This window comes from Bradyrhizobium sp. CCBAU 11361 (genome assembly GCF_028128935.1).
Classification (GTDB): domain Bacteria; phylum Pseudomonadota; class Alphaproteobacteria; order Rhizobiales; family Xanthobacteraceae; genus Bradyrhizobium; species Bradyrhizobium niftali.
In genome coordinates, this window is sequence record NZ_LBJZ01000189.1 from 41,970 (window position 1) to 66,749 (window position 24,780).

Here is a 24,780-nt window from a genome sequence, read left to right on the forward strand (position 1 = left end):
TTTCGAGCATGAACTTGCTTTGCCGCCTCGCAGTCGCTGTCCTTTTCGCTGGACTCTCCGGATCCGCCGCAGGCGATACGTCGGAGCTGATCTCATCGCTCAAGCAAGGCGGCTACGTCCTGGTCTTTCGGCACACCGCCACCGATGACAGCCAAAAGGACGTCTATCCCTTCAAGTTCGACGACATGAGCGCCCAACGTCAGCTCAGTGAAAAGGGCAGGGATACGGCGCGCCAGATCGGGACGGCGATCAAGGAGCTCGCGATCCCGATCGGCGATGTCTACACCAGTCGGCTGAACCGCGCGATCGAGGCCGGCAAGCTGATCTCCGGCCGCGAGGTCAAGCCGGTCGATGCGTTGACGGACAGCAGCAACGCCAGCGCGTCGGGAATGGCAAACCCGACCGGTACAAATGCAAAGGCCGGACAGGCCGTGCGTCAGCTCGTCGATGCGCCTCCGAAGGCGGGCACCAACGTCTTCCTGATCACCCACAAGACGAACATCGCCGATGCCTTTGGCAAGGACGCCGGCGACGTCCAGGAAGGCGAAGCTTTCGTTTACCGGGCCAGCGACTCCGGCCCTGCCACCTTTGCGGGGCGCATCAAGTCTGCGGATTGGATCGCCAAGGCCGGCAAGTGACGTTAGAGCAAAGCCCGCCTTGCGCGGGCGCAACTACAACCGCCGCAGCGCCACGCTCTCGACCACGTGGTCGGGGCCCTTCTTCAGGATCAGCGTCGCGCGGGGACGGGTCGGCAGGATGTTGTCCTCGAGATTGGCGAGGTTGGTGCGCTCCCAGATCGCGATCGCGGTGGCGGTGGCTTCCTCGTCCGACAACAGCGCGTAGCGGTTGAAGTAGGATTTGGGATTGGTGAACGCGGTGTCGCGCAGCGCCAGGAAGCGCTTGATGTACCAGCGCCGCAGCGCCGCTTCGTCGGCATCGATATAGACCGAGAAATCGAAGAAGTCGGAGACGACCGGCACCGCCTTGCCGTCGCGCGGCAGCTTGCCGGTTTGCAGCACGTTGACACCCTCGACGATCAGGATGTCGGGCTGGTCGATCTCCACCCACTGGTTCGGCACGATGTCGTAGGTCAGATGCGAATAGACCGGCGCGCGGACGTGGCGGCGGCCGGCCTTGATGTCGGAGAGGAAGCCGAGCAGCAGCGGCAGGTCGTAGCTCTCCGGGAAACCCTTCTTCTGCATGATGCCCTGCCGGTCGAGCACGGCGTTCGGGTACAGAAAACCGTCGGTCGTGATCAGGTCCACCTTCGGGCGCGGCGACCAGCGCGCCAGCAGCGCCTGGAGCACGCGGGCCGTGGTGGATTTTCCGACCGCGACCGAACCGGCGACGCCGATGATGTAGGGCATCTTGCGGTCGCGGATGTTGAGGAACTGGCGCTCCGCGTAATACAGGCGCTGCATCGCATCGACATAGATCGACAGCAGGCGCGACAGCGGCAGGTAGATGTCCTCGACCTCCTGCAAGTCGAGGCGATCGTGCAGCGAGCGCAGCCGGTCGAACTCGCCCGGCTCCAGCGTCATCGGCGTGTCGTCGCGCAACCGCGCCCATTGCTCGCGCGTATAGACGCGGTACGGATTATACTGCTGCTCGGGTGCGCGGATATCCATGACGCCGCCTTTCCGTTGCGACTTACTCACTCTTTACGCGAAGCTTTTTCTTCCAACCCTGACATCGAGGTTCGCTTGCCGAGCGCAGCCTCGACCTCTTCCAGCTTTATGCCGCGTGCCTTCAAAAGCACAAGGAAATGATAGAGCAGATCGGCGCCCTCGGCGATCAGATGCGCGCGATCGTTTTCGACTGCTGCGATTACGGTTTCGACTGCTTCCTCACCGAACTTCTTGGCGCAATGCTCGGCGCCCTTGTCCAGGAGCTTGCGGGTATAGGAGCCCTCGCCGCCGGCCGCCGCGCGGGCGTCGATGGTCTCGGCCAGATCGTGGATCGTGAAACGCGGCATCGGAGTTACTCGAAAAACACACTTGGCAGCACACTTGCCACGGCGGCCATTCCCGCCAGCCTGTGTAGCATTTCTAGGAGCGGGAGTCGTCAGGCATCCAGGCGCATGGGCAGGCCGCGCCGGGCCATGTGCTCCTTGGCCTCGCGGATGGTGAATTCCCCGAAATGGAAGATCGAGGCCGCCAGCACCGCCGTGGCGTGCCCGTCGCGGATACCGTCGACGAGGTGGTCGAGATTGCCGACGCCGCCCGAGGCGATCACGGGAACGGGAATGCTGTCGGCGATCGCCCGGGTCAGCGGGATGTCGAACCCCTGCCTCGTGCCGTCGCGGTCCATCGAGGTCAGCAGGATTTCACCGGCGCCGAGCGAGACCACTTCCTGGGCATATTCGATCGCGTCGATGCCGGTCGCGTTGCGACCGCCATGGGTGAAGATCTCCCAGCGGTCGCCGCCCGGGCGCTTGACCCGCTTGGCGTCGATCGCGACCACCACGCACTGCTCGCCGAACTTTTCGGCCGCTTCCTTGACGAACTCGCGCCGCGACACCGCGGCGCTGTTGATCGAGACCTTGTCCGCGCCGGCGCGCAGCAACGTCTTGATATCGTCAACCTCGCGCACGCCGCCGCCGACGGTCACAGGCATGAAGCAGGCCTCCGCCGTGCGCCGGACCACGTCGAGCATGATGCCGCGGTTCTCATGGGTCGCGGTGATGTCGAGGAACGTGAGCTCGTCGGCGCCGGCGGCGTCATAGGCGATCGCGGCTTCGACGGGATCGCCGGCATCGCGCAGATCGACGAAATTGACGCCCTTGACGACGCGGCCGTCCTTGACGTCGAGGCAGGGGATCACGCGCACCTTGAACATGTTCGGCTCCTAGGCGCGCGCGTTACGGATCAGGGTGAGGGCGGCCGCAGGATCGAGCCGGCCATCGTAAAGGGCGCGGCCAGCGATCGCGCCGGCGAGCCTCGATGCGCGCGGCGTCAGCATCGCCTTGACGTCCTCGATCGAGGCAAGACCGCCGGAGGCGATCACGGGGATCGAGATGGCGTCGGCCAGCGCGATGGTCGCGTCCAGGTTCAGGCCCTTGAGCAGGCCGTCGCGCGCGATGTCGGTGAAGATGATGGCGGCGACGCCGGCATCCTCGAAGCGCTGTGCGATCTCCAGCACCGTCACCTGCGAGGTCTCGGCCCAGCCTTCGACCGCGACCTTGCCGTCGCGGGCGTCCAACCCGACCGCGACGCGGCCGGGGAATTTCCTGGCTGCAGCTTTCACCAGTTCAGGGTCGCGCACCGCGGCGGTGCCGATGATGACGCGGGTGATGCCCTTTTCGAGCCAGGCTTCGATGGTCGCAAGGTCGCGAATGCCGCCGCCGAGCTGCACCGGGATCTTGATCGTCTTCAGCATCGCCTCGACGGCCTGCGCATTCACCGGCTTGCCGGCAAAGGCACCGTCGAGGTCGACGACGTGGAGATACTCAAAGCCCTGCTCGGCAAAGCTCTGCGCCTGCGCCGCGGGATTGAGGTTGAACACGGTCGCGCGCGCCATGTCGCCTTGCTCGAGGCGCACGCATTGGCCGTTCTTGAGGTCAACAGCGGGAAAGAGAATCACGGCTTCCATCGCAAAAAGTTCGAGATCAGGGCGAGCCCAAAACGCTGGCTCTTCTCGGGGTGGAATTGCGTGCCGATGGCGGTGTCCTTGGCGACGATCGCGGTGACAGGCCCGCCGTAATCGGCGCGCGCGAGCACGTCCGCCTCATTGGCGGCGTTGAGGTGGTAGGAGTGCACGAAATAAGCGTGCTGGCCCTTGGGGCCGAGCGGCAGCTTGTTCAGCACCGGATGCTCGCGCAGCACGTCGAGCGTATTCCAGCCCATGTGCGGGATCTTCAGGCTCTCGTCGCGCGGCGTGATCTTCTCGACGTCGCCGCCGATCCAGTTCAGGCCCTGCGTGATGACATGCTCCTTGCCGCGGGTGGCGAACAGCTGCATGCCGACGCAGATGCCGAACATCGGCCGCGCCTTGACGCGCACCGCTTCGGTGATCGCCTCGACCATGCCGTTGACGGCGTCCAGGCCGCGCCGGCAATCGGCGAACGCGCCGACGCCCGGCAGCACCAGGCGATCGGCGCTGTAAGCCTGATCCGGATCGCTGGTGACGAAGACCTTTTGCGGATTCTCCAGGCTGCGCGCGGCGCGCTCGAAGGCTTTCGCGGCGGAATGCAGATTGCCGGAACCGTAATCGATGATCGCGATGCTCATCTTGACCCTCCCGGTTCTGGAAACAATCCAATGATGCCGCCGGCCGGAAGCGGCGGCGGGTTCGAAAATTGCTGGCCCGGCGTGTTGCGGGTCGGCGGCGGGCCGCCGCGATCGACGGCCCATTGATCGTTGACGATGCCGTGCTGCTTCTGGCTCCAGCGCTCGAAGAAGCGGCGCTCGGCGGTGTCCTCGTCGTCGCCGACGACGATATCGAGCAGCCGCCATTTGCCGCGCGACAGCGTCCAGCGGCGCAGGCTGGAGGCCTCAAAACCCATCAGCAGCGCAACGATGATATCGGAGAAGAAGATCGCGCCGCGTCCGATGCCGAGGCTGGACAGTCCGGCATTGAACGCGGCGACGAAGACCAGCCAGCCGATCAGCACCAGCCACAGCCGGTTCCACAACAGCCAGAACGGGCCGAAAACCATCGCCCAGTAATGGAAGCCGTCGCGCACGAAGACGAACTTGTCGGTCGCGCGCAGATCGGCTCCGGCAGGGAAGGGAGCATGAACTGTGTAGACAGGCATGGTGATGCCCCGTTCTCAAGAATTCAGTGATGCCGCCGGCAGCGTTTGCCACCGAGACGGAGATGTCAGCCGCCGAGCGAGCCCTTGGTGGACGGGATTTCGCCCGCCGCCTTCGGATCGATCGCAACCGCCGCCCGCAGCGACCGCGCCAGACCCTTGAAGCAGGACTCGGCGATATGATGGCTGTTATCGCCATATAGGGTCTCGACGTGGAGAGTCACGCCGGCATTCATGGCGAAGGCCTGGAACCACTCGCGCACCAGCTCGGTGTCGAACTCGCCGATCTTGTCGCGGGGGAAGTCGACCTTGAACACCAGGACCGGGCGGCCCGAGATGTCGATCACGACGCGCGACAGCGTCTCGTCCATGGGCATATGCACGCCGGCATAGCGGGTGATGCCCGCCATGGTGCCCAGCGCCTGCTTGACCGCCTGGCCGAGCGCGATGCCGGTGTCTTCGGTGGTATGGTGATGATCAATGTGCAGGTCGCCGACCGCCTTGACCGTGAGGTCGATGCGGGAATGGCGGGCGAGGAGATCGAGCATATGGTCGAAAAAGCCGATGCCGGTCGCGATATTGGACACGCCGGTGCCATCGAGGTTCACGGTGACCTCGATGTCGGTTTCCTTGGTCTTGCGCTTGATCGTCGCGGTGCGCATCAAAACTAGCTTTCGCTTCATTTGAGCATGATCTTTGTCGGAAAACCGGTGCCCACTTTTCCGGATCATGCTCGGGGGCCGAAAACGGGGGTCTTTTAACAGCCCCATGACGCCTTCGCTACTGCGGGAACGGCTGGCCGGGCCTCTACTTCTGCCTATGGTGAGCGAAATTGGGCCCGGAGCGGCCCGTTGTGCCCTCGCTCCCGACCGCCTAAATCAGGCCGGACAATGAGGTACTTCATGCAGGATTCCCAGAACAGCTCGCCGGGCTGGCACGGCACCACGATCTTGACGGTCCGCAAGGGCGGCAAGGTGGTGGTCGGCGGCGACGGCCAGGTCTCGATCGGCCAGACCGTGATCAAATCCAATGCCAAGAAGGTTCGCAAGCTCGGCAGGGGCGACGTCATCGGCGGCTTTGCCGGCGCGACCGCCGACGCCTTCACGCTCTTTGAGCGGTTGGAAGCCAAACTCGAGCAATATCCGGGGCAGTTGACCCGGGCCGCGGTCGAGCTCGCCAAGGACTGGCGCACTGACCGTTACCTGCGGCGGCTGGAGGCCATGATGATCGTGGCCGACAAGGACGTCTCCCTGGTGCTGACAGGCACCGGCGACGTGCTCGAGCCCGAGGCCGGCGTGATGGCGATCGGCTCCGGCGGTAACTATGCACTGGCGGCCGCGCGGGCCCTGCTCGACACCGACAAGGACGCCGAGACCATCGTCCGCCGCTCCCTCGACATCGCCGCCGACATCTGCGTCTACACCAACCGCAATGTGACCATCGAAAGCCTGGCGACCGGCTAGGCCATGACGCCCGCCTACGCCTTCCGCCCGATGACCGCGGCTGACCTGCCGCTGATCCGGCGGTGGCTGGGCGAGGCGCATGTGCGGGAATGGTGGGGCGATCCGGACGAGCAGCTTGCGCTGGTCAGCGGCGACCTCGATGAGCCGGCGATGGACCAGTTCATCGTGTTGGCCGGCGACAAGCCGTTCGGCTATCTTCAGTGCTACCGCCTGACGGCCTGGAATACGGGCTTCGGGCAACAACCGGAGGGCACGCGTGGGATCGATCAGTTCATCGGCGAACGCGACATGATCGCGCGTGGCCACGGCTCGGCCTTCATCCGCCAATTCGTCGACGCAGAGCTGCGGCAAGGCCTGCCACGCGTCGTCACCGATCCAGATCCGCTCAATCTGCGCGCCCTGCGCGCCTACGAGAAGGCGGGCTTCGTCCGCGACCGCATGGTCGAGACGCCGGACGGGCCGGCGCTGTTGATGGTGCGCGAGCCATGACGCTGGCCAGCGCGCGCGAAAGCAAAGCCGCGGTGCCAGCATTCGCCTGGGTCGGCATCGCGCTGCTGCTGCTGGCGCTGCAGGCCTCGATCCTGTTTGCGATGGGGCGGGTGCCGATCTGCACCTGCGGCTACGTCAAGCTGTGGCACGGCGTGGTGAACAGCTCGGAGAATTCCCAGCACATCGCCGACTGGTACAGCTTCTCGCACGTCCTGCACGGCTTCCTGTTCTACGCATTGACCTTTCTGCTGTTCGCGCGCCTGCCGTTGCTGCCTCTGTCGTGGCCGGCACGGCTGATCGTCGCCATGCTGATCGAAGGTGCCTGGGAGATCGTCGAGAACTCGCCATTCATCATCGAGCGCTACCGCGCCGGGACGATCTCGCTCGACTATTTTGGCGACAGCATCGTCAATTCGGTGTCGGACACGCTGTTCATGGCGCTGGGGTTCCTTGCCGCGCGCGTGCTGCCTGTCACGGTGACCGTCCTGCTCGGGCTCGCCTTCGAGATCATGCTGGCGCTCCACATTCGCGACAATCTGACGCTCAATATCTTGATGCTGATCCATCCGATCGAGGCCGTGAAGCAATGGCAATCGGGGCCGCCGATCATCTGACCGCCGAAAAAGCGACTTGTCCCGGCCCGCATCTGACCCTAGCTAAGGTCCCATGACAGACTTCTCTCCCCGCGAAATCGTTTCCGAACTCGACCGCTTCATCGTCGGCCAGGCCGATGCCAAGCGCGCCGTCTCGATCGCGCTGCGCAATCGCTGGCGCCGGCAGCAGCTCGAAGGCTCCTTGCGCGAGGAGGTGCTGCCGAAGAACATCCTGATGATCGGGCCGACCGGCGTCGGCAAGACGGAAATCGCGCGGCGATTGGCAAAACTCGCCAATGCGCCGTTCCTGAAGGTCGAAGCGACGAAATTCACCGAGGTCGGCTATGTCGGCCGCGACGTCGAGCAGATCGTGCGCGATCTCGTCGAGGTCGCGATCGCCCAGGTGCGCGAGCGCAAACGCAAGGACGTGCAGGCGCGCGCCCAGCTCGCCGCCGAGGAGCGTGTGCTCGACGCGCTGGTCGGCGCCAATTCCAGCGCGGCGACGCGGGAATCCTTCCGCAAGAAGCTGCGTGCGGGCGAACTGAACGACAAGGAAATCGAGATCGAAACGCAGTCGTCCGGCGGCGGCATGCCGATGTTCGAGATTCCGGGCATGCCGGGCGCGCAGATGGGCGCGATCTCGATCGGCGACATCTTCGGCAAGCTGGGCGGCCGCAGCAAGACGCGCCGGCTGACGGTGGAAAGCTCGCACGAGATCCTCGTCAACGAGGAATCCGACAAGCTGCTGGACACCGAGCAGCTCACGCTGGAAGCGATCAGCGCTGTCGAGAACAACGGCATCGTGTTCCTGGACGAGATCGACAAGATCTGCGCCCGCGACGGCCGCGTCGGCGGCGACGTCTCGCGCGAGGGCGTGCAGCGCGACCTGCTGCCGCTGATCGAGGGCACCACGGTCTCGACCAAGCACGGCGCGGTGAAGACGGACCACATCCTGTTCATCGCCTCGGGTGCCTTCCACGTCGCCAAGCCGTCGGACCTGTTGCCTGAATTGCAGGGCCGCCTGCCGATCCGCGTCGAATTGCAGGCGCTGACCCGCGACGACATGCGCCGCATCCTGACCGAGCCCGAGGCCTCGCTGATCAAGCAATATGTCGCGCTTTTGCAGACCGAGGGGGTCACGCTCGACATCACCGACAGCGCCATCGACGCGCTGGCCGACGTCGCGGTCGCCGTCAACTCCACCGTCGAGAACATCGGCGCGCGGCGGCTCCAGACCGTGATGGAGCGGGTGCTGGACGAGATCTCCTTCACCGCCCCCGACCGCGACGGCGAGACCATCCGGATCGATGCCGATTTCGTGCAGAAGCACGTCGGCGACCTCGCCAAGAACGCCGACCTCAGCCGGTTCATTTTGTAATTCGGCCGGGGTCAGCTATCTATCCGCCGTCGTCCTGGCGAAAGCCAGGACCCATTACCAACAGCGGATATTGTTGAAGCAAGATGGCGGCCCTGATCTCGGCTCAAACGACCTGCGGTGGTTATTGGTCCCGGATCTGCGCTCGCGCTGGACAACGCTACGCGTTGCCAGGAGCTCGCTTGTCCGGGACGACAGCGGAGTTTTGTTCGCGTCGGGTGCCGCGTGCCCGCTAGCGTCCTGCAAAACCCCTGGCGCCTGCTGCTCGCGATCAACGCCGCAATCATCGTCGGCGTGTTCGTTCACAAGATCCAGCTGCCGCCTTACGTCCCCTACATTCACCTGCTCGTCGACTATCATTTCGGCTTCATCAAGCGCGCGCTGATCGGGGCGGTCGTCGCGCTGTTCACGGCGAAGGTGCCGGTCTGGCTGGTGTTCGCGCTCGGCGGGGTGACGTGGCTGGTGACGCTGGCGCTATTCGTAAGGCTGTTTCAAAAAACCTTCGGCTTCACCGCCAGGACGCTGCCGCTGTTCGTCTTCCTCGCGGGCTCGCCGTTCTTCCTGAAGAACTTCATGCACACGCTCGGCCATTTCGACATCTATGGCTGTGCGCTGGCAATCATCCTGCTGCTGATGCCGGCCGGCTCGCTGCTGTTCGTGGCGACGGCCGCGCTGTTCTCGATCGTGCTCGTGCTGATCCACCACATCCATCTGCTGATGTATGTGCCGACGATCATCGCCATCGTCGTGATCAGGCACTATCTCGCTCGCGGCTGCAATCGCAGCAACGTCACCTTCGGCACCATCGCCTTCCTCCTCGTCTCCGCGCTGTTCTTCGCCGCACAATTCCTGGGAACGATGCCGATCCCGGAAGCGGATTTCGTTGCGTATCTGAAGACCCGGATGGCCGATCCCTCCCGCACCGACCTCTTGCAATTCAGCTACATCTGGTACCAGCCGCTGGCGAAGGAGATTTCGGACACCTGGGGCCGCCTGCCGCACAACATCCTCGGCTTGCCGGTGTTTGCGCTCTTGATCTGGCTGCACACGCCGCTATGGCGCTATCTTGCGAGCCTGATCGGCGCGCTCGCAAGCGAGACGCACCGGCGCCTCGTCGTCGCCGCGCTGATCGGCGTCAGCCTCGCTTATCTCGTGATGTTCGCGATGGTGTTCGACTATTCGCGCTGGATCTCGAACTGGGCGGTCTGCATGTTCCTGATCCTGCATGCGGTGAAGATGCTGCCGCCCGCGCGCGAGACTCCGCTGATTCCGGCGGAGGAGCAGAACACAAACATCTTCGGCCTGGTCATCACGCTGATCCCGCGCGTCGGAATCGTGCGGCCGTTCTAGTACCTCGCCCGCCTGATCCGCACGTAAAGCGCGCCCTCGCCGCCATGGCCGATATGCGCCGTCTCGAAGCCGACCACGAAGGCACGGAATTCCGGCAGGCTCAGCCATTCCGGCACCTGGCGGCGCAGCACGCCGCTTTCGCCGCCGCTCCGGCCCTTGCCGGTGATCACGAGCACGAAGGTCAGGCCGTCGTGATGGGCGCGGTGCAGGAAGCCGGTGAGGGCGCGATGGGCGCGTGTCTGGGTCATGCCGTGCAGATCGAGCCGCGCCTCGATCTCGCTGCGGCCGCGCGACAGCTTTGTGCGCTCACGTTTGCCGAGCGGCGCCAGAGGCGGAACGGACGGCTTCACGGCACGCGGCGCCGGTGCCGCAGCAATCGGACGCGGCGATGGCGCTGGCCGCGTAGCCGGCGCGGCGGGTGATAGCTCGGCCCGCGGCACAGCCTGCGCCTTCGGCGCACGTTGTTTCCTCAGCGGCTTGACCTGTTTTGCGACCGTATCCCACAGCGCGCGCTCATCCTCGCTCAGCGCGCGGCGGCGCGGCGAGGGGCGAGGCTCCAGCACAGGCGGACGGGACGATCGCTTCATTGCTGCCGATGGGAACGATTCTTCACCGGCCGCCGCGGCTCTTGAACGGGCTCTATCACGGGACGCGGCACCGGTAACGGGACAGGGCTGGCGACAGCGACCGTCTCACCTTTGCCTGGCGCCTCGGCTGCGGCCGGAGCCGCCGGCTTGGCCTGATCCTTAGCAGGTTCGGTTTGCGGAAACAGCTTTGCGATCTTCTGCGAGGGCCGCGGGTCCGGCACCGGCAGCCGCGCGGCGCGCGCCGTAGGATCAAGGCCTTTCGGCACCAGCATCACGAAATGCATGGGATGGCGCAGCCGCCCGGAGACGCGGCCGGCATCCGCGCCGGCACCGAAATAGAGATCGGCGCGCGCTGGGCCGATGATGGCCGAGCCGGTGTCCTGCGCGATCATCAACCGATGGAACGGCGTCTTGGAGCGCTCGGAGTCGATCGGCAGCTCGCCTTCGATGAAGAACGGCGTGCCATAGACATGCAGCGACTTGTCGACCGCGATCGAGCGGCCGGCCGTCAGCGGAATACCCTGCGCACCCACCGCCTCGTCCTTGTCCGAGAGATTGACCTCGCGGAAGAAGATGTAGGCGCGGTTCTGGCGGCGCAGCTCCTTGGCGCCATCGGGGTTCTGCGCCATCCACTCCCTGATCTTCTGCATCGACATCTCTTCCCTCGGAATGATGCCGCGCTCGATCAGGATGCGCCCCACGGCCGTGTAGGGATAGCCGTTATAGGCGTCATAGTTGACCCGGAGCGTGGTGCCGTCATCGAACTTGATCCGCGCCGAGCCCTGGATCTGCGCGAACAACAGGTCGGTCGGGTCCTTCAGCCAGGCGATCTCGAGCCCGCGGCCGGCGATCTTGCCGTCCTCGATCTCGCCGCGGTCGTAATAGGGCACCAGCTTGCGGCGGCCGATCTTGCGATAGACCGGGCCCTTGTTGGGCAGGCTGACCGAATCCTGCTTGTAGCCGCGCACGAACAGGTTCGAGGGCCGGCGATAGACCGGGACATTGTAGACGTCGGTCTGCGTCCGCGATCCCTCCAGCACCGGCTCGTAATAGCCGGTGACGAAACCATCGGGCTCGCCGAGGCGGGAGATGCGCAGCGGCGCAAAGTTCTCCTCGAAGAAGGTTTTGGCCTTGGCGTCGTCGCTGAGCTCGAGCGATTTGGCAGCCCGGCACGGTTCGCTCAGCGACGCCCCCAACGCCTTGTATTCACTCTTGGGCTCGGGAGCGCCGGTCTGCGCGTTGATCGACCGGCAGCTCGCGCGGAACGTCTTGTAGGCCGCGAGATGATCGTCCTCGCTCCAGCCCTTCACGTCGGCCCAGGCCAGCGGCAGGTATTGCGCGCCGGGAATCTCGAACGGCAGGGGGAGCTGCGGATAGGGCAAGGCCCGCGGCGGGGTGGCGGGCAATTCCGGAAGGTGATGATGGTGGCTGCGGTAGTGGCGCCGCGCCGCCTCGGCGCCGAGCGAAAACGACGACAGCACGACGACACCCGCGCAAAGCGCCGTCGCGCTGGTCTTCAAGAAGACCTTAATTCGCGCTTCCGGTGCCAACCAGCTTCCAGTTCGGATCGCGAGAGGTGGTGTCGCGGGCGAAAGTCCAGATGTCGGTGATGTCGGCGACCGTGTCGGCGCTGCCGTCGACGATGTTGCCGGCCTTGTCGCGGGTGGCCGAGATCATCTGCGAGACGAAGCGGATGGTGAGCTGGGCGGTGCGGTCGCGCAGCTCGGCACCGACGAGCTCGGCCTTGTCGATCGAGACGAAGCGCGTCTCGGTCTTCTGCTCGTTCTTCTCGCGCTCCTTGATCGCGGCGTCGAAGCTTTCATAGACCTCCGACGACAGCAGGTCGCGCAGCGCGCGGCGGTCGCCATTGGCAAAGGCCAGCACGATCATCTCATAGGCGCCGCGGGCACCCGAGATGAAATGGCGCGGATCGAAGGTGGAATCCTTGTCGACGATGGCGTCGAGGCCCTGCGCGAGCGCGGTGCCCGGCTCGGTCAGGCCCTTCCAGCGGTCGGAGGGCGGGGTCGGCTCGACCGTCGGCGCCAGCGGGGCCTGGTCGATCACCTTGCCCGGCATGGTCACGACGTTCTTGTCCTGGGCACCCCCCAGCGCGTTGCGGGCGGCAGTATGGTCGAACGGCGGCCGCTCGTTGCCCGTGCGCTGCCCCAGCACGCTGCGCAGCCGCAAAAAGATGAAGACCGCCAGCGCCAGGAAGATGATGGTGTAGATGTCCACGAGGTATTCGCTTTCTGGTCTTCTCTCGAAGGGGCCGCCTAGAAGGTCGTCGCCGGGAAAATCAATCCGGCCAGTAGACCGTTCCATACGGGAACGGCAAGTCTACATCACCATTTCGGTCCGCACGTCAGGTCCGTGGGATGTAGGCACGAAATCTTGCCCGGCCAATGGCGCCTTTTGGCACAGCACCGAGTGTAGCGCGTTTTATGCTTAAGGGGAAACCCGATCGTGGCCGGAAATCGCGCATCTTCAATCGTTTAAGGCGCGATTTGGCCGGGAGGCCGGGCAGAACGTCACAGTTGTGGCTGCGGCCCGGCCGCCCGATCCGGGACCGTTCGTCCTTGTGGAACGAGGTAGCCCTATGTTAGCCAACCGCCGCGAAATTCAGCCCCCAATCGGGTAAGGAGAGACTTTCATGACCAACGGTAACGGCACCCCTCCCGAGGCGGCCCCGGCTCCCCAGCTCAACGTGCTGGCGCAATATACCAAGGACCTTTCGTTCGAAAATCCCAACGCGCCGAGCTCGCTCCAGCAGCAGGGCCAGGCTCCCCAGATCAATATCCAGATCAATGTCGGCGCCAATAACCTCAGCGAACAGGAATTCGAGGTGACGCTGTCGGTCGAGGGCAAGGCCGAGACCGCGGGCAAGGTGATGTTCTCGTTCGAGCTCGCCTATGCCGGCGTGTTCCGGATCGTCAACGTGCCGAAGGAGAACCTGCACCCGCTGGTCATGATCGAGTGCCCGCGTCTGCTGTTCCCGTTCGCCCGTGAGATCATCGCCACGGCCGTGCGCGACGGCGGGTTCCCGCCGCTGATGCTGGACCCGGTCGATTTCGTCGGTCTCTATCGCCAGAACATGGAGCGGCAAATGGCCGCCGGTGGTCAGGCCGGTCAGGCCTAACCAGCCGGATCGACGGCAGCTGGAGCGGGCAAAAACTCGTTCCAGATCGCCTTGTCGCCGAGCGTTGCGATGAAGGCCCTGTGGGCCTCGCGCTCGGCGTCGGAAATCCGCGGCGCAAGCGGTGTCAGCCGCTGCCGCCGCGGCGCATCGCCAGCCGCATTGATGCGGATTTCCTCGCCTTCCGAAGCCAGCAGCAGCTGCGACTGCCGCGCCCCGACCAGATCGACATAGACCTCGGCCAGAAGCTCGGCGTCGAGCAGCGCGCCGTGCTTGGTGCGGTGGGAATTGTCGATCGCATAGCGCGAGCAGAGATCGTCGAGCCGGTTGGACACGCCCGGATGCTTGCGCCGGGCCAGCAGCAGCGTGTCGACCAGGCGCTCGCGCGGGATCGCGGCGCGCTTGATCCGGTCGAGCTCGGCATTGATGAAGCTGATGTCGAACGAGGCGTTGTGGATCACCAGCGGCGCATCGCCGATGAACTCCAGGAACTCGTCGACGACCTCGTCGAACAACGGCTTCGTCGCCAGGAATTCGGCCGACAGCCCGTGCACCGCAAACGCCTCCGCCGGCATGTCCCGTTCGGGGTTCATGTAGCGGTGGAACGTCTGTCCCGTCGGCATGCGGTTGAACATCTCGACGCAGCCGATTTCGACCAGGCGATCGCCGCGGAGCGGATCGAGGCCGGTGGTTTCGGTGTCGAGGACGATTTCGCGCATGATCAGGAGGCCGTGTGGGACGGCGAATCAGGCTCGCCGCTGCGGCATCTTAACGACCTCGGCCAGGATGTGCGCAATTTGCGCCCGCACCGGTTCAAGTCCGTGCGACGTATCCACTACGAAATCGGCCCGCTTGCGCTTTTCCGCGTCGGGCGTCTGCTTGGCGATGATGGCGTCGAGCTTGGCCTCGTCCATCGTGCCCCGCGCCAGCACCCGCTCGCGCTGCAGTTCCGGCGAGGTCGAGACCACAACGACGGCGTCAACGCGCTTCTCGCCGCCGGTCTCGAACAGCAGCGGAATATCCAGCACCACGACCGGCGCGTTGGCGGCTTCGGCGTCGGCAAAGAATTTCGTCCGGGAGGCACCGAGCATCGGATGAACGATCTGCTCGAGCTGCTTGATCGCGGCGGGATCGTGCACGACGCGCGCCGACAGTTTTGTCCGATCGACCTTGCCGTTCGCGGTGGTGCCGGGGAAGGCGGCTTCGATCGCAGGCGCGGCCTCGCCCTCGTAGAGCTGATGGACGGCGGCATCGGCGTCGTAGACGGGGACGCCGGCTTCCGCGAACAATTTCGCGGTGGTCGATTTGCCCATCCCGATCGAGCCGGTCAGTCCCAGGATCCGCATCAGCGCCCAGCCATCTCTGTCATTTCACACCGCAACTAGCCGCTCGCGCCGCAGGAAGGCAAGCAGCGGCAGCAGCGGCAGGCCGAGAATGGTGAAGTGGTCGCCCTCGATGCGCTCGAACAGATGAATGCCGAGACCTTCGAGCTGATAGGCGCCGACGCTGGTCGTCACTGCATCGCCGGCCGCATCGAGATAGGCCGAAAGCTCCGCCTCGCTCATCCGTCGCATGGTCATGCGGGCCACCGAGACGTCCTCGAAGACGATCTTGCCGTCATGCGCCACGGCCACCGCCGAATTCAGCTCATGGCTTTTGCCGGCCAGATCGCGCAATTGCGCCATCGCCTGCGCGCGGCCGGCGGGCTTGTTGAAGAGACGATCGCCCAGAGCCAGGGTCTGGTCGGCGCCGATGACGTGGCTTCCCGGATGGTTGGCCGAGACAGCCTTGGCCTTTTCGCACGCCAGCAAGAGACCGATGTCGCGCGGACTCGAAAGCTTCGACGCAGCCTGAATGCCGCGCTCGTCGATATCGGCCGTAATCGCTATGAATTCCAGCCCGGCATTCGCCAGCAGCATCTTTCGCGCGCTGCTTTGCGAAGCCAGGATCAACGGAGATTTGCCGCGCCACAGACCCATCGCGAAAACTATTCCGAGGGCCGGTTGCGCTGGCGATCGCTGTAGAGCTTCATGATCGCCGCGGCGGTTTCCTCGATCGAGCGCCGCGTGACGTCGAGCAGCGGCCATTCGTGCTTGGCGCTGAGCTTGCGGGCGAACGCCACCTCCTCGGCGACCGACTGCTTGTCGGTATAGGTGTCGCTGCTGGAATCGGCGCCCATGGAGAGCAGGCGGTTCTGACGGACCTGGATCAGACGTTCCGGCGTCGCGTGCAGGCTCACCACCAGCGGCCGCGTCAACGTTTCCAATTGCGCCGGCACCGGAATGCCCGGCACCAGCGGCACGTTGGCGGTACGGATGCCGCGATTGGCGAGATAGATCGACGTCGGCGTCTTCGAGGTGCGGGACACACCGACGAGCACCACGTCGGCATCGTCGAGACCTTCGACATGCTGACCGTCGTCATGGATCATCGTGTAGTTCAGCGCATCGATGCGCTTGAAATATTCCGCATTGAGCACGTGCTGAGCGCCGACGCGCCCCGTGGTCGCGGCGCCAAGATACGCCTCGAACAGCTGCATCACCGGGCCGATGATCGACAGGCTCGGAACATTGATCCCCTTGCACTTGTCCTCGAGCCGGGAGACCAGATCCTTCTCGAGCAACGTGAACAGCACGATGCCCGGCGCCTCCTCGATCTCGTCGAGCACCCGGTCGAGCTGCTTCTGGCTGCGCACCAGCGGGTAGACATGCTCGACCGGCGTGACGTTCGCGTACTGCGCGGCGACGGCGCGCGCGACGGTGATCAACGTCTCGCCGGTGGAGTCGGACACGAGGTGCAGATGGAAATAATTGTTCGAGGTCGGCACAAAAACTCTTTGTATGAGGACGGTGTGGTGTGTGGATTTCTGTGGAGCTTAACCCCTTGGAAAGGGTTGCGCGACACCAGGGGCGGGACAACCGCCAATTTTCTTCACACCACTGCCCGTAAGAACAAGTCCGGCAGCCCGCCGAGAGGGGAGCGGGATTGCGCGGATAACCCCCTTGATAAACTGCCGACAGGCGCACGCAAGCCCTTGAGCCCGGACGACTTATCGAAACGGGTAAGGCCTGCGCGGGATATGTTGATGGATGTGAACAAGCGCGGGCGAAGTGGCGGACGGAATTGTGTGAGTCCAATCCACCGTCACTAAGACTCAAACCTTAAGATTCTAAAAGTTTAGGTTTAGATAAGCCGAGCGCTCGGATAAGTCTGCGCTCCCATCTATGAATGAATTCTTACCGGGCTCATTCCATCCACCGTTTGGTGAGCAGAAGCGTTTTCGAGCGAAGCGGATTCCGGTTCGCCGCGAGAAAACGCTTTGAAACGAGAAAAGGGAGACCGCCGGCATGTACGAGTGGATCAAGGCGCTGCACGTGATCGCCGTCATCTCCTGGATGGCGGGCATGCTCTATCTGCCGCGGCTGTTCGTCTATCATTGCGAGGCCGAAATCGGCTCCAGGCAGTCGGAAACGTTCAAGATCATGGAGCGCCGGCTGCTCAAGGCGATCATCAACCCGGCCATGACCATCACCTGGCTTGCCGGGCTCTATCTCGCCTGGTCCGGCCATTGGTTTGCTTCCGGTTGGCTGCACGTAAAACTGGCACTGGTCCTGGCGCTGTCCGCGGTCCACGGCTTTTTTTCGCGCTGGCTGAAAGATTTCGCTGCCGACCGGCGTCCGCGAAGTCAGAAATTCTATCGGATTATCAATGAGGTGCCGACAGTCCTGATGATCTTCATCGTCATCATGGTGATCGTGAAGCCGTTCTAGGCAACGATCTCGATTGATCGCTCAGCGCTTCGGCTTGCACAGTGAAGGGCGATTTTCTATATTAGCAATATCCCACCCAACGCAGGCGGATGTGGTTGTTTCCGAGCTTTCCAGAGGCCGGACACCGCATCAGGTTTGAAGCCCCCACCGGCACTCACCTTGCCAGACCTGCGGACCCTATCTTCTCACGTCCGCATTTCAGAGCCTCCTCGCACCCCCTCCCTAAGGTTACCCCACAGGACCACCCCAATGCGGGAAATTAAACTCCAGGACCTCAAGTCGAAGACCCCGGCCGAGCTCGTCTCGTTCGCGGAAGAGAATGGGGTCGAGAATGCCAGCACCATGCGCAAGCAGGAGCTGCTGTTCGCCATCCTCAAGCAGCTTTCGCTCGCTGAGACCGACATCGTTGGCGAAGGCGTCGTCGAGGTGCTCTCCGACGGCTTCGGCTTTCTTCGTTCGCCCGATGCCAATTATCTGCCGGGTCCGGACGACATCTACGTTTCGCCCTCGCAGATCCGCCGTTTCGGCCTGCGCACCGGCGACACCATCGAAGGTCACATCCGCAGCCCGAAAGAGGGCGAGCGCTATTTCGCGCTGCTGAAGGTCAACACGCTCAATTTCGAGGACCCGGAAAAGGCCAAGCACAAGGTCAATTTCGACAACCTCACACCGCTGTTTCCGAACCAGCGTTTCCGCATGGAAATCGACGATCCGACGCGAAAAGACCTTTCTGCAAGGGTGATCGACATCGTCGCGCCGATCGGCAAGGGCCAGCGCGCGTTGATCGTGGCGCCGCCGCGCACGGGTAAAACCGTGCTGATGCAGAACATCGCGCATTCGATCACGCACAATCATCCCGAATGCTATCTGATCGTGCTTCTGATCGACGAACGTCCGGAAGAAGTCACGGACATGCAGCGCTCGGTGAAGGGCGAGGTCGTGTCCTCGACCTTCGACGAACCGGCGGTGCGCCACGTTCAGGTCGCCGAGATGGTGATCGAGAAGGCCAAGCGCCTGGTCGAGCATGGCCGCGACGTCGTGATCCTGCTTGATTCGATCACGCGTCTCGGCCGCGCCTACAACACCGTGGTGCCGTCATCCGGCAAGGTGCTGACCGGCGGTGTCGACGCCAACGCGCTCCAGCGCCCGAAGCGCTTCTTCGGTGCCGCCCGCAACATCGAGGAGGGCGGCTCGCTGACCATCATCGCGACCGCGCTGGTCGATACCGGCAGCCGCATGGACGAGGTCATCTTCGAAGAGTTCAAGGGCACCGGTAACTCCGAACTGATCCTCGACCGCAAGGTCTCGGACAAGCGGACCTTCCCGGCGATCGACATCTCGCGCTCCGGTACCCGCAAGGAGGAGCTCATCACCGATCCGCAGGTGCTCAAGAAGATGTACGTGCTCCGCCGCATCCTGAACCCGATGGGCACCATGGACGCGATCGACTTCCTGCTCGACAAGCTGCGCTCGACCAAGAGCAATTCGGAGTTCTTCGACTCGATGAACACCTGAGTGCAGTGCAGCAAAGGATTGGAGGGCGCCTTCGGGCGCCCTTTTTCTTTTGTGCAGCCTTGTTGCGGCGAGGTGCAGCATGGCGAGCGGTTCGCTGCCCGATCTGATTTTCTATTAATGCGTTGATATATCTCAGTAATACTTGAATCTAGCGCTGGGTCGGTCCGCTCGAGGCCGAGCGACTCTTGCAGCAGAATGCTGCGATGCAATAAGCGCTTTTGCTGCGGGAAATGGTGCAGCAAAATCGTCCGGGCGCATCGGCCGAAACGGATATTTGCCTTTTCCCCGGCGGCCGGACAAATAGGCCATGCATCCGCGAGACCAGACCATCTTTGCACTGTCGTCGGGCCGTCCGCCGAGCGCGATCGCCGTGGTGCGGGTCTCGGGCGCCCAGGCCGGCCTGGTGCTGACAACGCTCGCGGGCAGGCTGCCGGCACCGCGGCAGGCGAGCCGCCGGCTGCTCCGTGACGCCGCGAACCAGCCGATCGACGATGCGGTCGTGCTCTGGTTTCCGGGGCCGGCGAGCGCGACCGGTGAGGACATCGCCGAATTCCATGTCCATGGCGGACGCGCGGTGCTGGCGGCGCTCCTGGCCGCGATTTCTGTAATTCCGAATACGCGGGCGGCCGAGCCTGGCGAGTTCACGCGGCGCGGCTTCGAGAACGGCAAGCTCGACCTAACCGAAGCCGAGGGCCTCGACGATCTCATCCATGCCGACACGGACCGCCAGCGCCGCCAGGCGTTGCGTCAATTGCAAGGCCTGCTCGGCAACCGCGCGCGCGACTGGCGCGAGCGCATCATCGAGGCTTCGGCGCTGATCGAGGCCGGCATCGATTTTTCGGACGAGGGCGACGTGCCCGCGGAATTGATGGCGCCGGCGGTCAAGGCGATCAAGGCGCTGCACGGCGAAATTGCAGAAGTCCTTGCGGCACAGGGACAAGCTGAACGTCTACGCGATGGCCTGGTGGTCGCCATCGCCGGCGAGCCGAATGTCGGCAAGTCGACGCTGATCAACCAGCTCGCGCGTCGCGAGGTCGCGATCGTCTCGCCGCATGCCGGCACCACGCGCGACGTGATCGAGGTGCAGCTCGATCTCGACGGCTATCCCGTCACGGTCATCGACACCGCCGGCATTCGTGAGACCGATGATCCGGTGGAGCAGGAGGGTGTGCGCCGCGCGCGAGCCCGCGCCGAGGATGCCGACCTCGTGCTGTGGCTGGTCGAGGGGGAGCAGGCCACCGATCCGGAGGCGATGCGTTCGCTGTGGACGTCCGGCGAGGGCAGCCATCCGTCCGGGGGCTCGGTCTGGATCGTGCGCAACAAGATCGATCTCGGCGGGGGCGGGGAAGCCGGACGGCTGGGTGAGTTCGGGATCTCGGCGAGCCAGGGCGACGGAATCCGCCAGCTGGTCGACGGCCTCGTGACGTTCGCCGCCGAGTTCTTTGGAACCAGTGAGGGGGCATTGGTGACCCGAGCCCGCCAACGCGATCTGTTGCGCCAGGCATCAGACAGCTTGCGCCGGAGTCTCGAGCTTGTAGAAGAGGGCGAAGAACTGGCGGCCGAGGAGCTTCGCTCCGCCGCCTATGCCCTGGGCCGGCTGCTAGGCCGGGTGGATGTCGAAGACGTCCTTGGGGCGATCTTCCAGAAATTCTGTATCGGAAAGTAGCGCTAGTTCTTCATTGTAGAACTAGCGCTTGTTCCATTCCTTGCTGTTTCACGTGAAACACTGGACGGCTCCCATCGCTTAAGGTTTCACAGGTCGGTCCTACGATCGGATCTCGCCTCATGCCGTGACGTTCGAGTGCGGGGGCGCGCGCCTCAATCTCGTCATTGCGAGGAGCCCTTGCGACGAAGCAATCCAGACTGTCTCCGCGGAAGGATTCTGGATTGCTTCGCTGCGCTCGCAATGACGGAGCGCGCCGGTCGTTATTACTGCTCTGACGATCCGCGCCGAAGGAAGCGCGAGGGCCTCGCCATCACACTTTCTCTCCGCGTGGACCCCGTCTTGTTTCACGTGAAACACCAGCCAGAACAATGCGCCTTCTACTGTGCATGGGGTTGTTTTCGCGAAAATGCGCGACACCCCCAAAGTTGTCCTGTTTCATGTGAAACACCCCGCCCCCAGTTTCCACTTCCGGCTTTTCCGCCTCTGAGCTAGAAGATCGGCCCATGCGAACAGAGCGAGAGAGTTTCGACGTCATCGTGATTGGCGGCGGCCACGCCGGCTGTGAAGCTGCGGCCGCCTCCGCCCGGATGGGCGCAACGACCGCCCTGGTGACGCATCGTTTCTCCACTGTCGGCGCGATGTCCTGCAATCCGGCCATCGGCGGTCTCGGCAAGGGCCATCTGGTCCGGGAAGTCGATGCGCTGGACGGTCTCATGGGCCGGGTCGGCGATGCCGGCGGCATCCAGTTTCGCGTTCTCAATCGCCGCAAGGGCCCCGCGGTCCGCGGCCCCCGGGCCCAGGCCGACCGGAAGCTCTATGCCGCCGCGATGCAGGCCGCGATCCGGGAGACCGAGGGTCTTTCCGTCATCGAGGGCGAGGCCGACGAGCTGATCGTGGTCGAGGGCCGGGTGACCGGACTTCGCCTGGCCGATGGCCGGAAGTTCGGGGCCGGGGCCATTGTCGTCACCACCGGCACCTTCCTGCGCGGTCTGATCCATCTCGGCGAGAAGAATTGGCCCGCCGGCCGGGTCGGTGAGGCCCCCGCGATGGGTCTCTCAGGCTCCTTCGAGCGCGCAGGCTTCACCCTGGGACGATTGAAGACGGGGACGCCGCCGCGTCTGGACGGCACCACGATCGACTGGTCCGCGGTGGAAATGCAGCCCGGAGACGAGCCGCCGGAGCCGTTCTCGGTCATGACCGAGCGGATCACGACCCCGCAGATCCAGTGCGGGATCACCCGGACCACGCCCGCGACCCATGAGGTGATCCGGGCCAATGTCCATCGCTCGCCGATGTACTCCGGGCAGATCAAGAGCTCCGGCCCCCGCTATTGCCCCTCGATCGAGGACAAGATCGTCCGCTTCGGCGACCGTGATGGCCATCAGATCTTCCTGGAGCCGGAAGGGCTCGACGACAGCACTGTCTATCCCAACGGCATCTCGACCTCGCTGCCGGAGGAGGTCCAGCTCGCGATCCTCGCCAGCATTCCCGGTCTGGAGCAGGTCAAGATGGTCCGTCCGGGCTACGCCATCGAATACGATCACATCGATCCCCGCGAGCTCGATCCGACCCTCCAGACCAGGCGTCTGCGCGGCCTGTTCCTAGCCGGGCAGATCAACGGTACCACCGGATACGAGGAGGCCGCCGGCCAGGGCATCGTCGCCGGCCTGAACGCCGCGCTGGCCGCGAGTGGCGCCGCGCTGACGGTGTTCGACCGCGCCGATGGCTATCTCGGGGTGATGATCGACGACCTCGTCACCCGCGGGATCAGCGAGCCCTATCGGATGTTCACCTCCAGGGCCGAGTACCGGCTGACGCTGCGGGCTGACAACGCCGATCAGCGCCTGACCGAGAAGGGGATCGCGCTCGGTTGCGTTGGTGGGGCCCGAACTCGGCATCACCGCGCCAAGATGGACGCCCTGAATGCCGCCCGAGCACTGTCGAAGTCTCTGACCATCACCCCGAACGAGGCGATCAAGCACGGCCTGTCCCTGAACCGGGATGGTCAGCGCCGCTCGGCCTTTGAGCTGATGGCCTATCCGGACATCGGCTGGAGTCAGGTCCGCGCCATCTGGCCGGAGCTGTCGGCGATCGACCCTGTGATCGCCACCCATCTCGAGATCGACGCCAAGTACGATGTCTATCTGGAGCGTCAGAGCGCCGACGTCGAAGCCTTCCGGCGCGACGAGGGGCTGGTGCTGTCAGAGGTCGATTATCAGCTGGTCCCCGGTCTCTCCAATGAGGTCCGCGCCAAGCTGGAGAAGGCGCGGCCGTTCACCGTTGGCCAGGCCGGCCGGATCGACGGCATGACGCCGGCGGCGCTCGGCATCCTCGCGGCGTATCTTCGCCGCGAAGCACGGAAGACTTCCAAAGCAATTGCATAGGCGTTTCACGTGAAACAGCGCGGACCGGCCGGCGGCAGACCGTCATCAGGGAAACCCTCGGCGGGTGAGGGCGCTCGGCGCCGAGCCGAACCTGCACCGATCACACCGAAAATCGACAAGGCCAGCGCCAATGATCCGTCGTTGGACTCGGTCATAGCGGCCGACAAGATCGCAGCGCTGAAGCTCGCTTCCGTTTCACGTGAAACCGAGGCCCGGCTCGATCGCTACATCGCGCTGCTGCGAGAGTGGCAGGCCAAGACCAATCTCGTGGCGCCCTCGACCCTGCCGCACCTCTGGACGCGGCACATCGCCGACTCGCTTCAGCTCGTCGATCTCGCCCCGTCGGCCAGGCGCTGGGCCGACCTTGGCAGCGGCGGTGGATTTCCGGGCGTCGTCCTGGCCTGCGCCATGGCGGAGACACCGGGCACACGTGTCCATCTCGTCGAGCGAATCGCCAAGAAGGCGGCGTTCCTGCGCGAAGCAATTCGCATCACCGCATCTCCGGGAGTCGTACATCTCGCTGAGATCGGGGATAATGTGGATAGAATCACCGGCCCCGTCGATTGCGTCACCGCGCGTGCGCTGGCTCCGCTACATCAACTCATCGGCTTTGCGGAGCCGCTGATGCGCCAGGGCGCAAAGGCGTTGTTTCCGAAGGGTCAAGATGTAGAGGCTGAATTGACCGAAGCCGCTAAATATTGGAATATTCAGCCGCAGCTCCACCAAAGCCGCACGGGTGACGGCTGGATCGTGGAGCTCAATGCCGCCGAACGGCGCAGCTGAGACGTTCTGGGGCGAATGGGGAATTGCGATGAGCGTGATTGACGAGCCGCAGCAAGAGCAGACCGCCCAGGAACAGGCTGCGGTCCCGCAGGGCCATCCGCGCATCCTCGCGCTGGCGAATCAAAAGGGCGGTGTGGGAAAAACAACCACAGCGATCAACCTCGGCACGGCGCTCGCTGCGATTGGCGAGCGCGTTCTGATCGTCGATCTCGATCCGCAGGGCAACGCCTCGACCGGCCTCGGCATCGATCGCCGCAACCGCTCCTGTTCGACCTACGACGTGCTGATCGGCGAATCGAGCTTGCGCGAAGCCGTGGTCTCGACCGCGGTGCCGCGGCTGCACATCGCGCCCTCGACCATGGATCTCTCCGGCCTCGAGCTCGAGCTCGGCACCACGCCCGGCCGCGCTTTCAAGCTGCGCGATGCGATCGGCGCGCTCAACAACAACGTCTCGCCGGATGCCGACTACACCTATGTGCTGATCGACTGCCCGCCCTCGCTCAACCTTCTGACGGTGAACGCGATGGCGGCGTCCGACGCGATCCTGGTGCCGCTCCAGTGCGAGTTCTTCGCGCTCGAAGGTCTGTCGCAATTGCTCCAGACGGTGGAGCAGGTGCGCTCGACGCTCAATCCGAACCTGTCGATCCACGGCATCGTGCTGACCATGTTCGACTCGCGCAACAACCTCTCGAACCAGGTCGTCGCCGACGTCCGCCAGTTCATGGGCGAGAAGGTCTACAAGACCATGATCCCGCGCAACGTGCGCATCTCGGAAGCGCCGTCCTACGGCAAGCCGGTGCTGGTTTACGATCTCAAATGCGTCGGCAGCGAAGCCTATTTGCGACTCGCCACCGAAGTGATCCAGCGCGAGCGCGAGCTGCGCACGACGCATTGATTCAACACCGGCCCGTAGGGTGGG

The 24,780-nt window shown here is 64.3% G+C and carries 27 protein-coding genes; 13 read left to right on the top strand and 14 right to left on the bottom strand.

Annotated features, from left to right (window positions below; genetic code table 11):
* The first annotated feature begins 8 nt into the window (after positions 1-8).
* Positions 9-638 carry a histidine phosphatase family protein gene (locus tag XI08_RS29280; RefSeq protein WP_271577052.1) on the top strand — a complete coding sequence of 210 codons (630 nt, stop codon included), beginning with the start codon at positions 9-11 and terminating at the stop codon, positions 636-638.
* A gap of 33 nt (positions 639-671) precedes the next feature.
* On the opposite strand, the gene coaA is transcribed toward XI08_RS29280, so the two are convergent.
* From coaA to hisB, 7 genes are all read right to left on the bottom strand, one after another.
* Positions 672-1,628 carry a type I pantothenate kinase gene (gene coaA / locus XI08_RS29285; protein ID WP_027543772.1) on the bottom strand — a complete coding sequence of 319 codons (957 nt, stop codon included), beginning with the start codon at positions 1,626-1,628 and terminating at the stop codon, positions 672-674.
* A 26-nt stretch (positions 1,629-1,654) separates the two neighbouring features.
* Positions 1,655-1,975 (bottom strand): phosphoribosyl-ATP diphosphatase, encoded by a 321-nt coding sequence (locus tag XI08_RS29290; protein WP_011083482.1) that lies wholly within the window; start codon positions 1,973-1,975, stop codon positions 1,655-1,657.
* An 89-nt stretch (positions 1,976-2,064) separates the two neighbouring features.
* Positions 2,065-2,838 carry an imidazole glycerol phosphate synthase subunit HisF gene (gene hisF, locus XI08_RS29295; RefSeq protein WP_271577053.1) on the bottom strand — a complete coding sequence of 258 codons (774 nt, stop codon included), beginning with the start codon at positions 2,836-2,838 and terminating at the stop codon, positions 2,065-2,067.
* A 9-nt stretch (positions 2,839-2,847) separates the two neighbouring features.
* On the bottom strand, positions 2,848-3,591 hold the full coding sequence (gene hisA, locus XI08_RS29300) for a 1-(5-phosphoribosyl)-5-[(5-phosphoribosylamino)methylideneamino]imidazole-4-carboxamide isomerase (RefSeq protein ID WP_271577054.1): 744 nt from the start codon (positions 3,589-3,591) through the stop codon (positions 2,848-2,850).
* A complete protein-coding gene (gene hisH / locus XI08_RS29305) occupies positions 3,579-4,229 on the bottom strand; it encodes an imidazole glycerol phosphate synthase subunit HisH (protein WP_027543775.1) in 651 nt (216 codons plus the stop codon). Before hisH ends, hisA begins: the two co-directional genes overlap by 13 nt.
* Positions 4,226-4,756, bottom strand: coding sequence for a DUF2628 domain-containing protein (locus tag XI08_RS29310; RefSeq protein WP_027543776.1), 531 nt, complete (start codon positions 4,754-4,756; stop codon positions 4,226-4,228). Before XI08_RS29310 ends, hisH begins: the two co-directional genes overlap by 4 nt.
* Before the next feature lie 65 nt (positions 4,757-4,821).
* Positions 4,822-5,415, bottom strand: coding sequence for an imidazoleglycerol-phosphate dehydratase HisB (hisB, locus tag XI08_RS29315; protein WP_271577142.1), 594 nt, complete (start codon positions 5,413-5,415; stop codon positions 4,822-4,824).
* A 240-nt stretch (positions 5,416-5,655) separates the two neighbouring features.
* Here hisB and hslV point away from each other — a divergent pair, with 240 nt between their 5' ends.
* The 5 genes from hslV to XI08_RS29340 all read left to right on the top strand — a co-directional run bounded on the left by hslV (position 5,656) and on the right by XI08_RS29340 (position 10,023).
* Positions 5,656-6,216: an ATP-dependent protease subunit HslV gene (hslV, locus tag XI08_RS29320; RefSeq protein ID WP_027543778.1), complete on the top strand. Its 561-nt coding sequence runs from the start codon at positions 5,656-5,658 to the stop codon at positions 6,214-6,216.
* 3 nt (positions 6,217-6,219) lie between these two features.
* Positions 6,220-6,705, top strand: coding sequence for a GNAT family N-acetyltransferase (locus XI08_RS29325; RefSeq protein ID WP_271577055.1), 486 nt, complete (start codon positions 6,220-6,222; stop codon positions 6,703-6,705).
* Positions 6,702-7,319 (top strand): DUF2585 domain-containing protein, encoded by a 618-nt coding sequence (locus XI08_RS29330; RefSeq protein ID WP_027543780.1) that lies wholly within the window; start codon positions 6,702-6,704, stop codon positions 7,317-7,319. The genes XI08_RS29325 and XI08_RS29330 overlap by 4 nt, the downstream gene beginning before the upstream one ends.
* A 52-nt stretch (positions 7,320-7,371) precedes the next feature.
* Positions 7,372-8,676: an ATP-dependent protease ATPase subunit HslU gene (hslU, locus tag XI08_RS29335; protein WP_271577056.1), complete on the top strand. Its 1,305-nt coding sequence runs from the start codon at positions 7,372-7,374 to the stop codon at positions 8,674-8,676.
* A 222-nt stretch (positions 8,677-8,898) separates the two neighbouring features.
* Complete coding sequence (locus XI08_RS29340) at positions 8,899-10,023, top strand: hypothetical protein (protein ID WP_271577057.1); 1,125 nt, start codon at positions 8,899-8,901, stop codon at positions 10,021-10,023.
* Here the strand turns inward: XI08_RS29340 and XI08_RS29345 are convergent.
* The 3 genes from XI08_RS29345 to XI08_RS29355 are packed head-to-tail and all read right to left on the bottom strand — an operon-like array spanning position 10,020 to position 12,845.
* Entirely contained in the window at positions 10,020-10,610 is a 591-nt protein-coding gene (locus XI08_RS29345; protein ID WP_027543783.1) for a Smr/MutS family protein, read from the bottom strand. The genes XI08_RS29340 and XI08_RS29345 overlap by 4 nt on opposite strands.
* Positions 10,607-12,160, bottom strand: coding sequence for a murein transglycosylase A (gene mltA / locus XI08_RS29350; RefSeq protein ID WP_271577058.1), 1,554 nt, complete (start codon positions 12,158-12,160; stop codon positions 10,607-10,609). Before mltA ends, XI08_RS29345 begins: the two co-directional genes overlap by 4 nt.
* A complete protein-coding gene (locus tag XI08_RS29355) occupies positions 12,138-12,845 on the bottom strand; it encodes a Tim44/TimA family putative adaptor protein (RefSeq protein WP_027543785.1) in 708 nt (235 codons plus the stop codon). Before XI08_RS29355 ends, mltA begins: the two co-directional genes overlap by 23 nt.
* Before the next feature lie 415 nt (positions 12,846-13,260).
* Here XI08_RS29355 and secB point away from each other — a divergent pair, with 415 nt between their 5' ends.
* Positions 13,261-13,746, top strand: coding sequence for a protein-export chaperone SecB (secB, locus tag XI08_RS29360; protein ID WP_027543786.1), 486 nt, complete (start codon positions 13,261-13,263; stop codon positions 13,744-13,746).
* On the opposite strand, the gene dnaQ is transcribed toward secB, so the two are convergent.
* The 4 genes from dnaQ to XI08_RS29380 are packed head-to-tail and all read right to left on the bottom strand — an operon-like array spanning position 13,743 to position 16,570.
* Positions 13,743-14,462 carry a DNA polymerase III subunit epsilon gene (dnaQ, locus tag XI08_RS29365; RefSeq protein WP_271577059.1) on the bottom strand — a complete coding sequence of 240 codons (720 nt, stop codon included), beginning with the start codon at positions 14,460-14,462 and terminating at the stop codon, positions 13,743-13,745. The two genes, secB and dnaQ, sit on opposite strands and share 4 nt — an antisense overlap.
* 27 nt (positions 14,463-14,489) lie before the next feature.
* A complete protein-coding gene (gene coaE / locus XI08_RS29370; protein ID WP_271577060.1) occupies positions 14,490-15,089 on the bottom strand; it encodes a dephospho-CoA kinase in 600 nt (199 codons plus the stop codon).
* 24 nt (positions 15,090-15,113) lie between these two features.
* Entirely contained in the window at positions 15,114-15,722 is a 609-nt protein-coding gene (locus tag XI08_RS29375) for a Maf family nucleotide pyrophosphatase (protein ID WP_271577061.1), read from the bottom strand.
* An 8-nt stretch (positions 15,723-15,730) separates the two neighbouring features.
* Positions 15,731-16,570 (bottom strand): pyruvate, water dikinase regulatory protein, encoded by an 840-nt coding sequence (locus tag XI08_RS29380; protein WP_027543790.1) that lies wholly within the window; start codon positions 16,568-16,570, stop codon positions 15,731-15,733.
* 520 nt (positions 16,571-17,090) lie between these two features.
* Between XI08_RS29380 and hemJ the strand changes: the two genes are divergently transcribed.
* The 6 genes from hemJ (at position 17,091) to XI08_RS29410 (ending at position 24,756) form a co-directional block, all read left to right on the top strand.
* A complete protein-coding gene (gene hemJ / locus XI08_RS29385) occupies positions 17,091-17,513 on the top strand; it encodes a protoporphyrinogen oxidase HemJ (protein WP_027543791.1) in 423 nt (140 codons plus the stop codon).
* 249 nt (positions 17,514-17,762) lie between these two features.
* Complete coding sequence (rho, locus tag XI08_RS29390; protein WP_011083462.1) at positions 17,763-19,028, top strand: transcription termination factor Rho; 1,266 nt, start codon at positions 17,763-17,765, stop codon at positions 19,026-19,028.
* 307 nt (positions 19,029-19,335) lie between these two features.
* Positions 19,336-20,694, top strand: a complete 1,359-nt coding sequence (gene mnmE / locus XI08_RS29395) for a tRNA uridine-5-carboxymethylaminomethyl(34) synthesis GTPase MnmE (RefSeq protein WP_271577062.1) — start codon at positions 19,336-19,338, stop codon at positions 20,692-20,694.
* Between the two features lie 503 nt (positions 20,695-21,197).
* On the top strand, positions 21,198-23,078 hold the full coding sequence (gene mnmG / locus XI08_RS29400) for a tRNA uridine-5-carboxymethylaminomethyl(34) synthesis enzyme MnmG (RefSeq protein ID WP_271577063.1): 1,881 nt from the start codon (positions 21,198-21,200) through the stop codon (positions 23,076-23,078).
* Positions 23,079-23,177: 99 nt separating this feature from the next.
* Positions 23,178-23,861: a 16S rRNA (guanine(527)-N(7))-methyltransferase RsmG gene (rsmG, locus tag XI08_RS29405; RefSeq protein ID WP_442869874.1), complete on the top strand. Its 684-nt coding sequence runs from the start codon at positions 23,178-23,180 to the stop codon at positions 23,859-23,861.
* A gap of 28 nt (positions 23,862-23,889) precedes the next feature.
* Positions 23,890-24,756 (top strand): ParA family protein, encoded by an 867-nt coding sequence (locus tag XI08_RS29410; protein ID WP_271577065.1) that lies wholly within the window; start codon positions 23,890-23,892, stop codon positions 24,754-24,756.
* Positions 24,757-24,780: the final 24 nt, after the last annotated feature.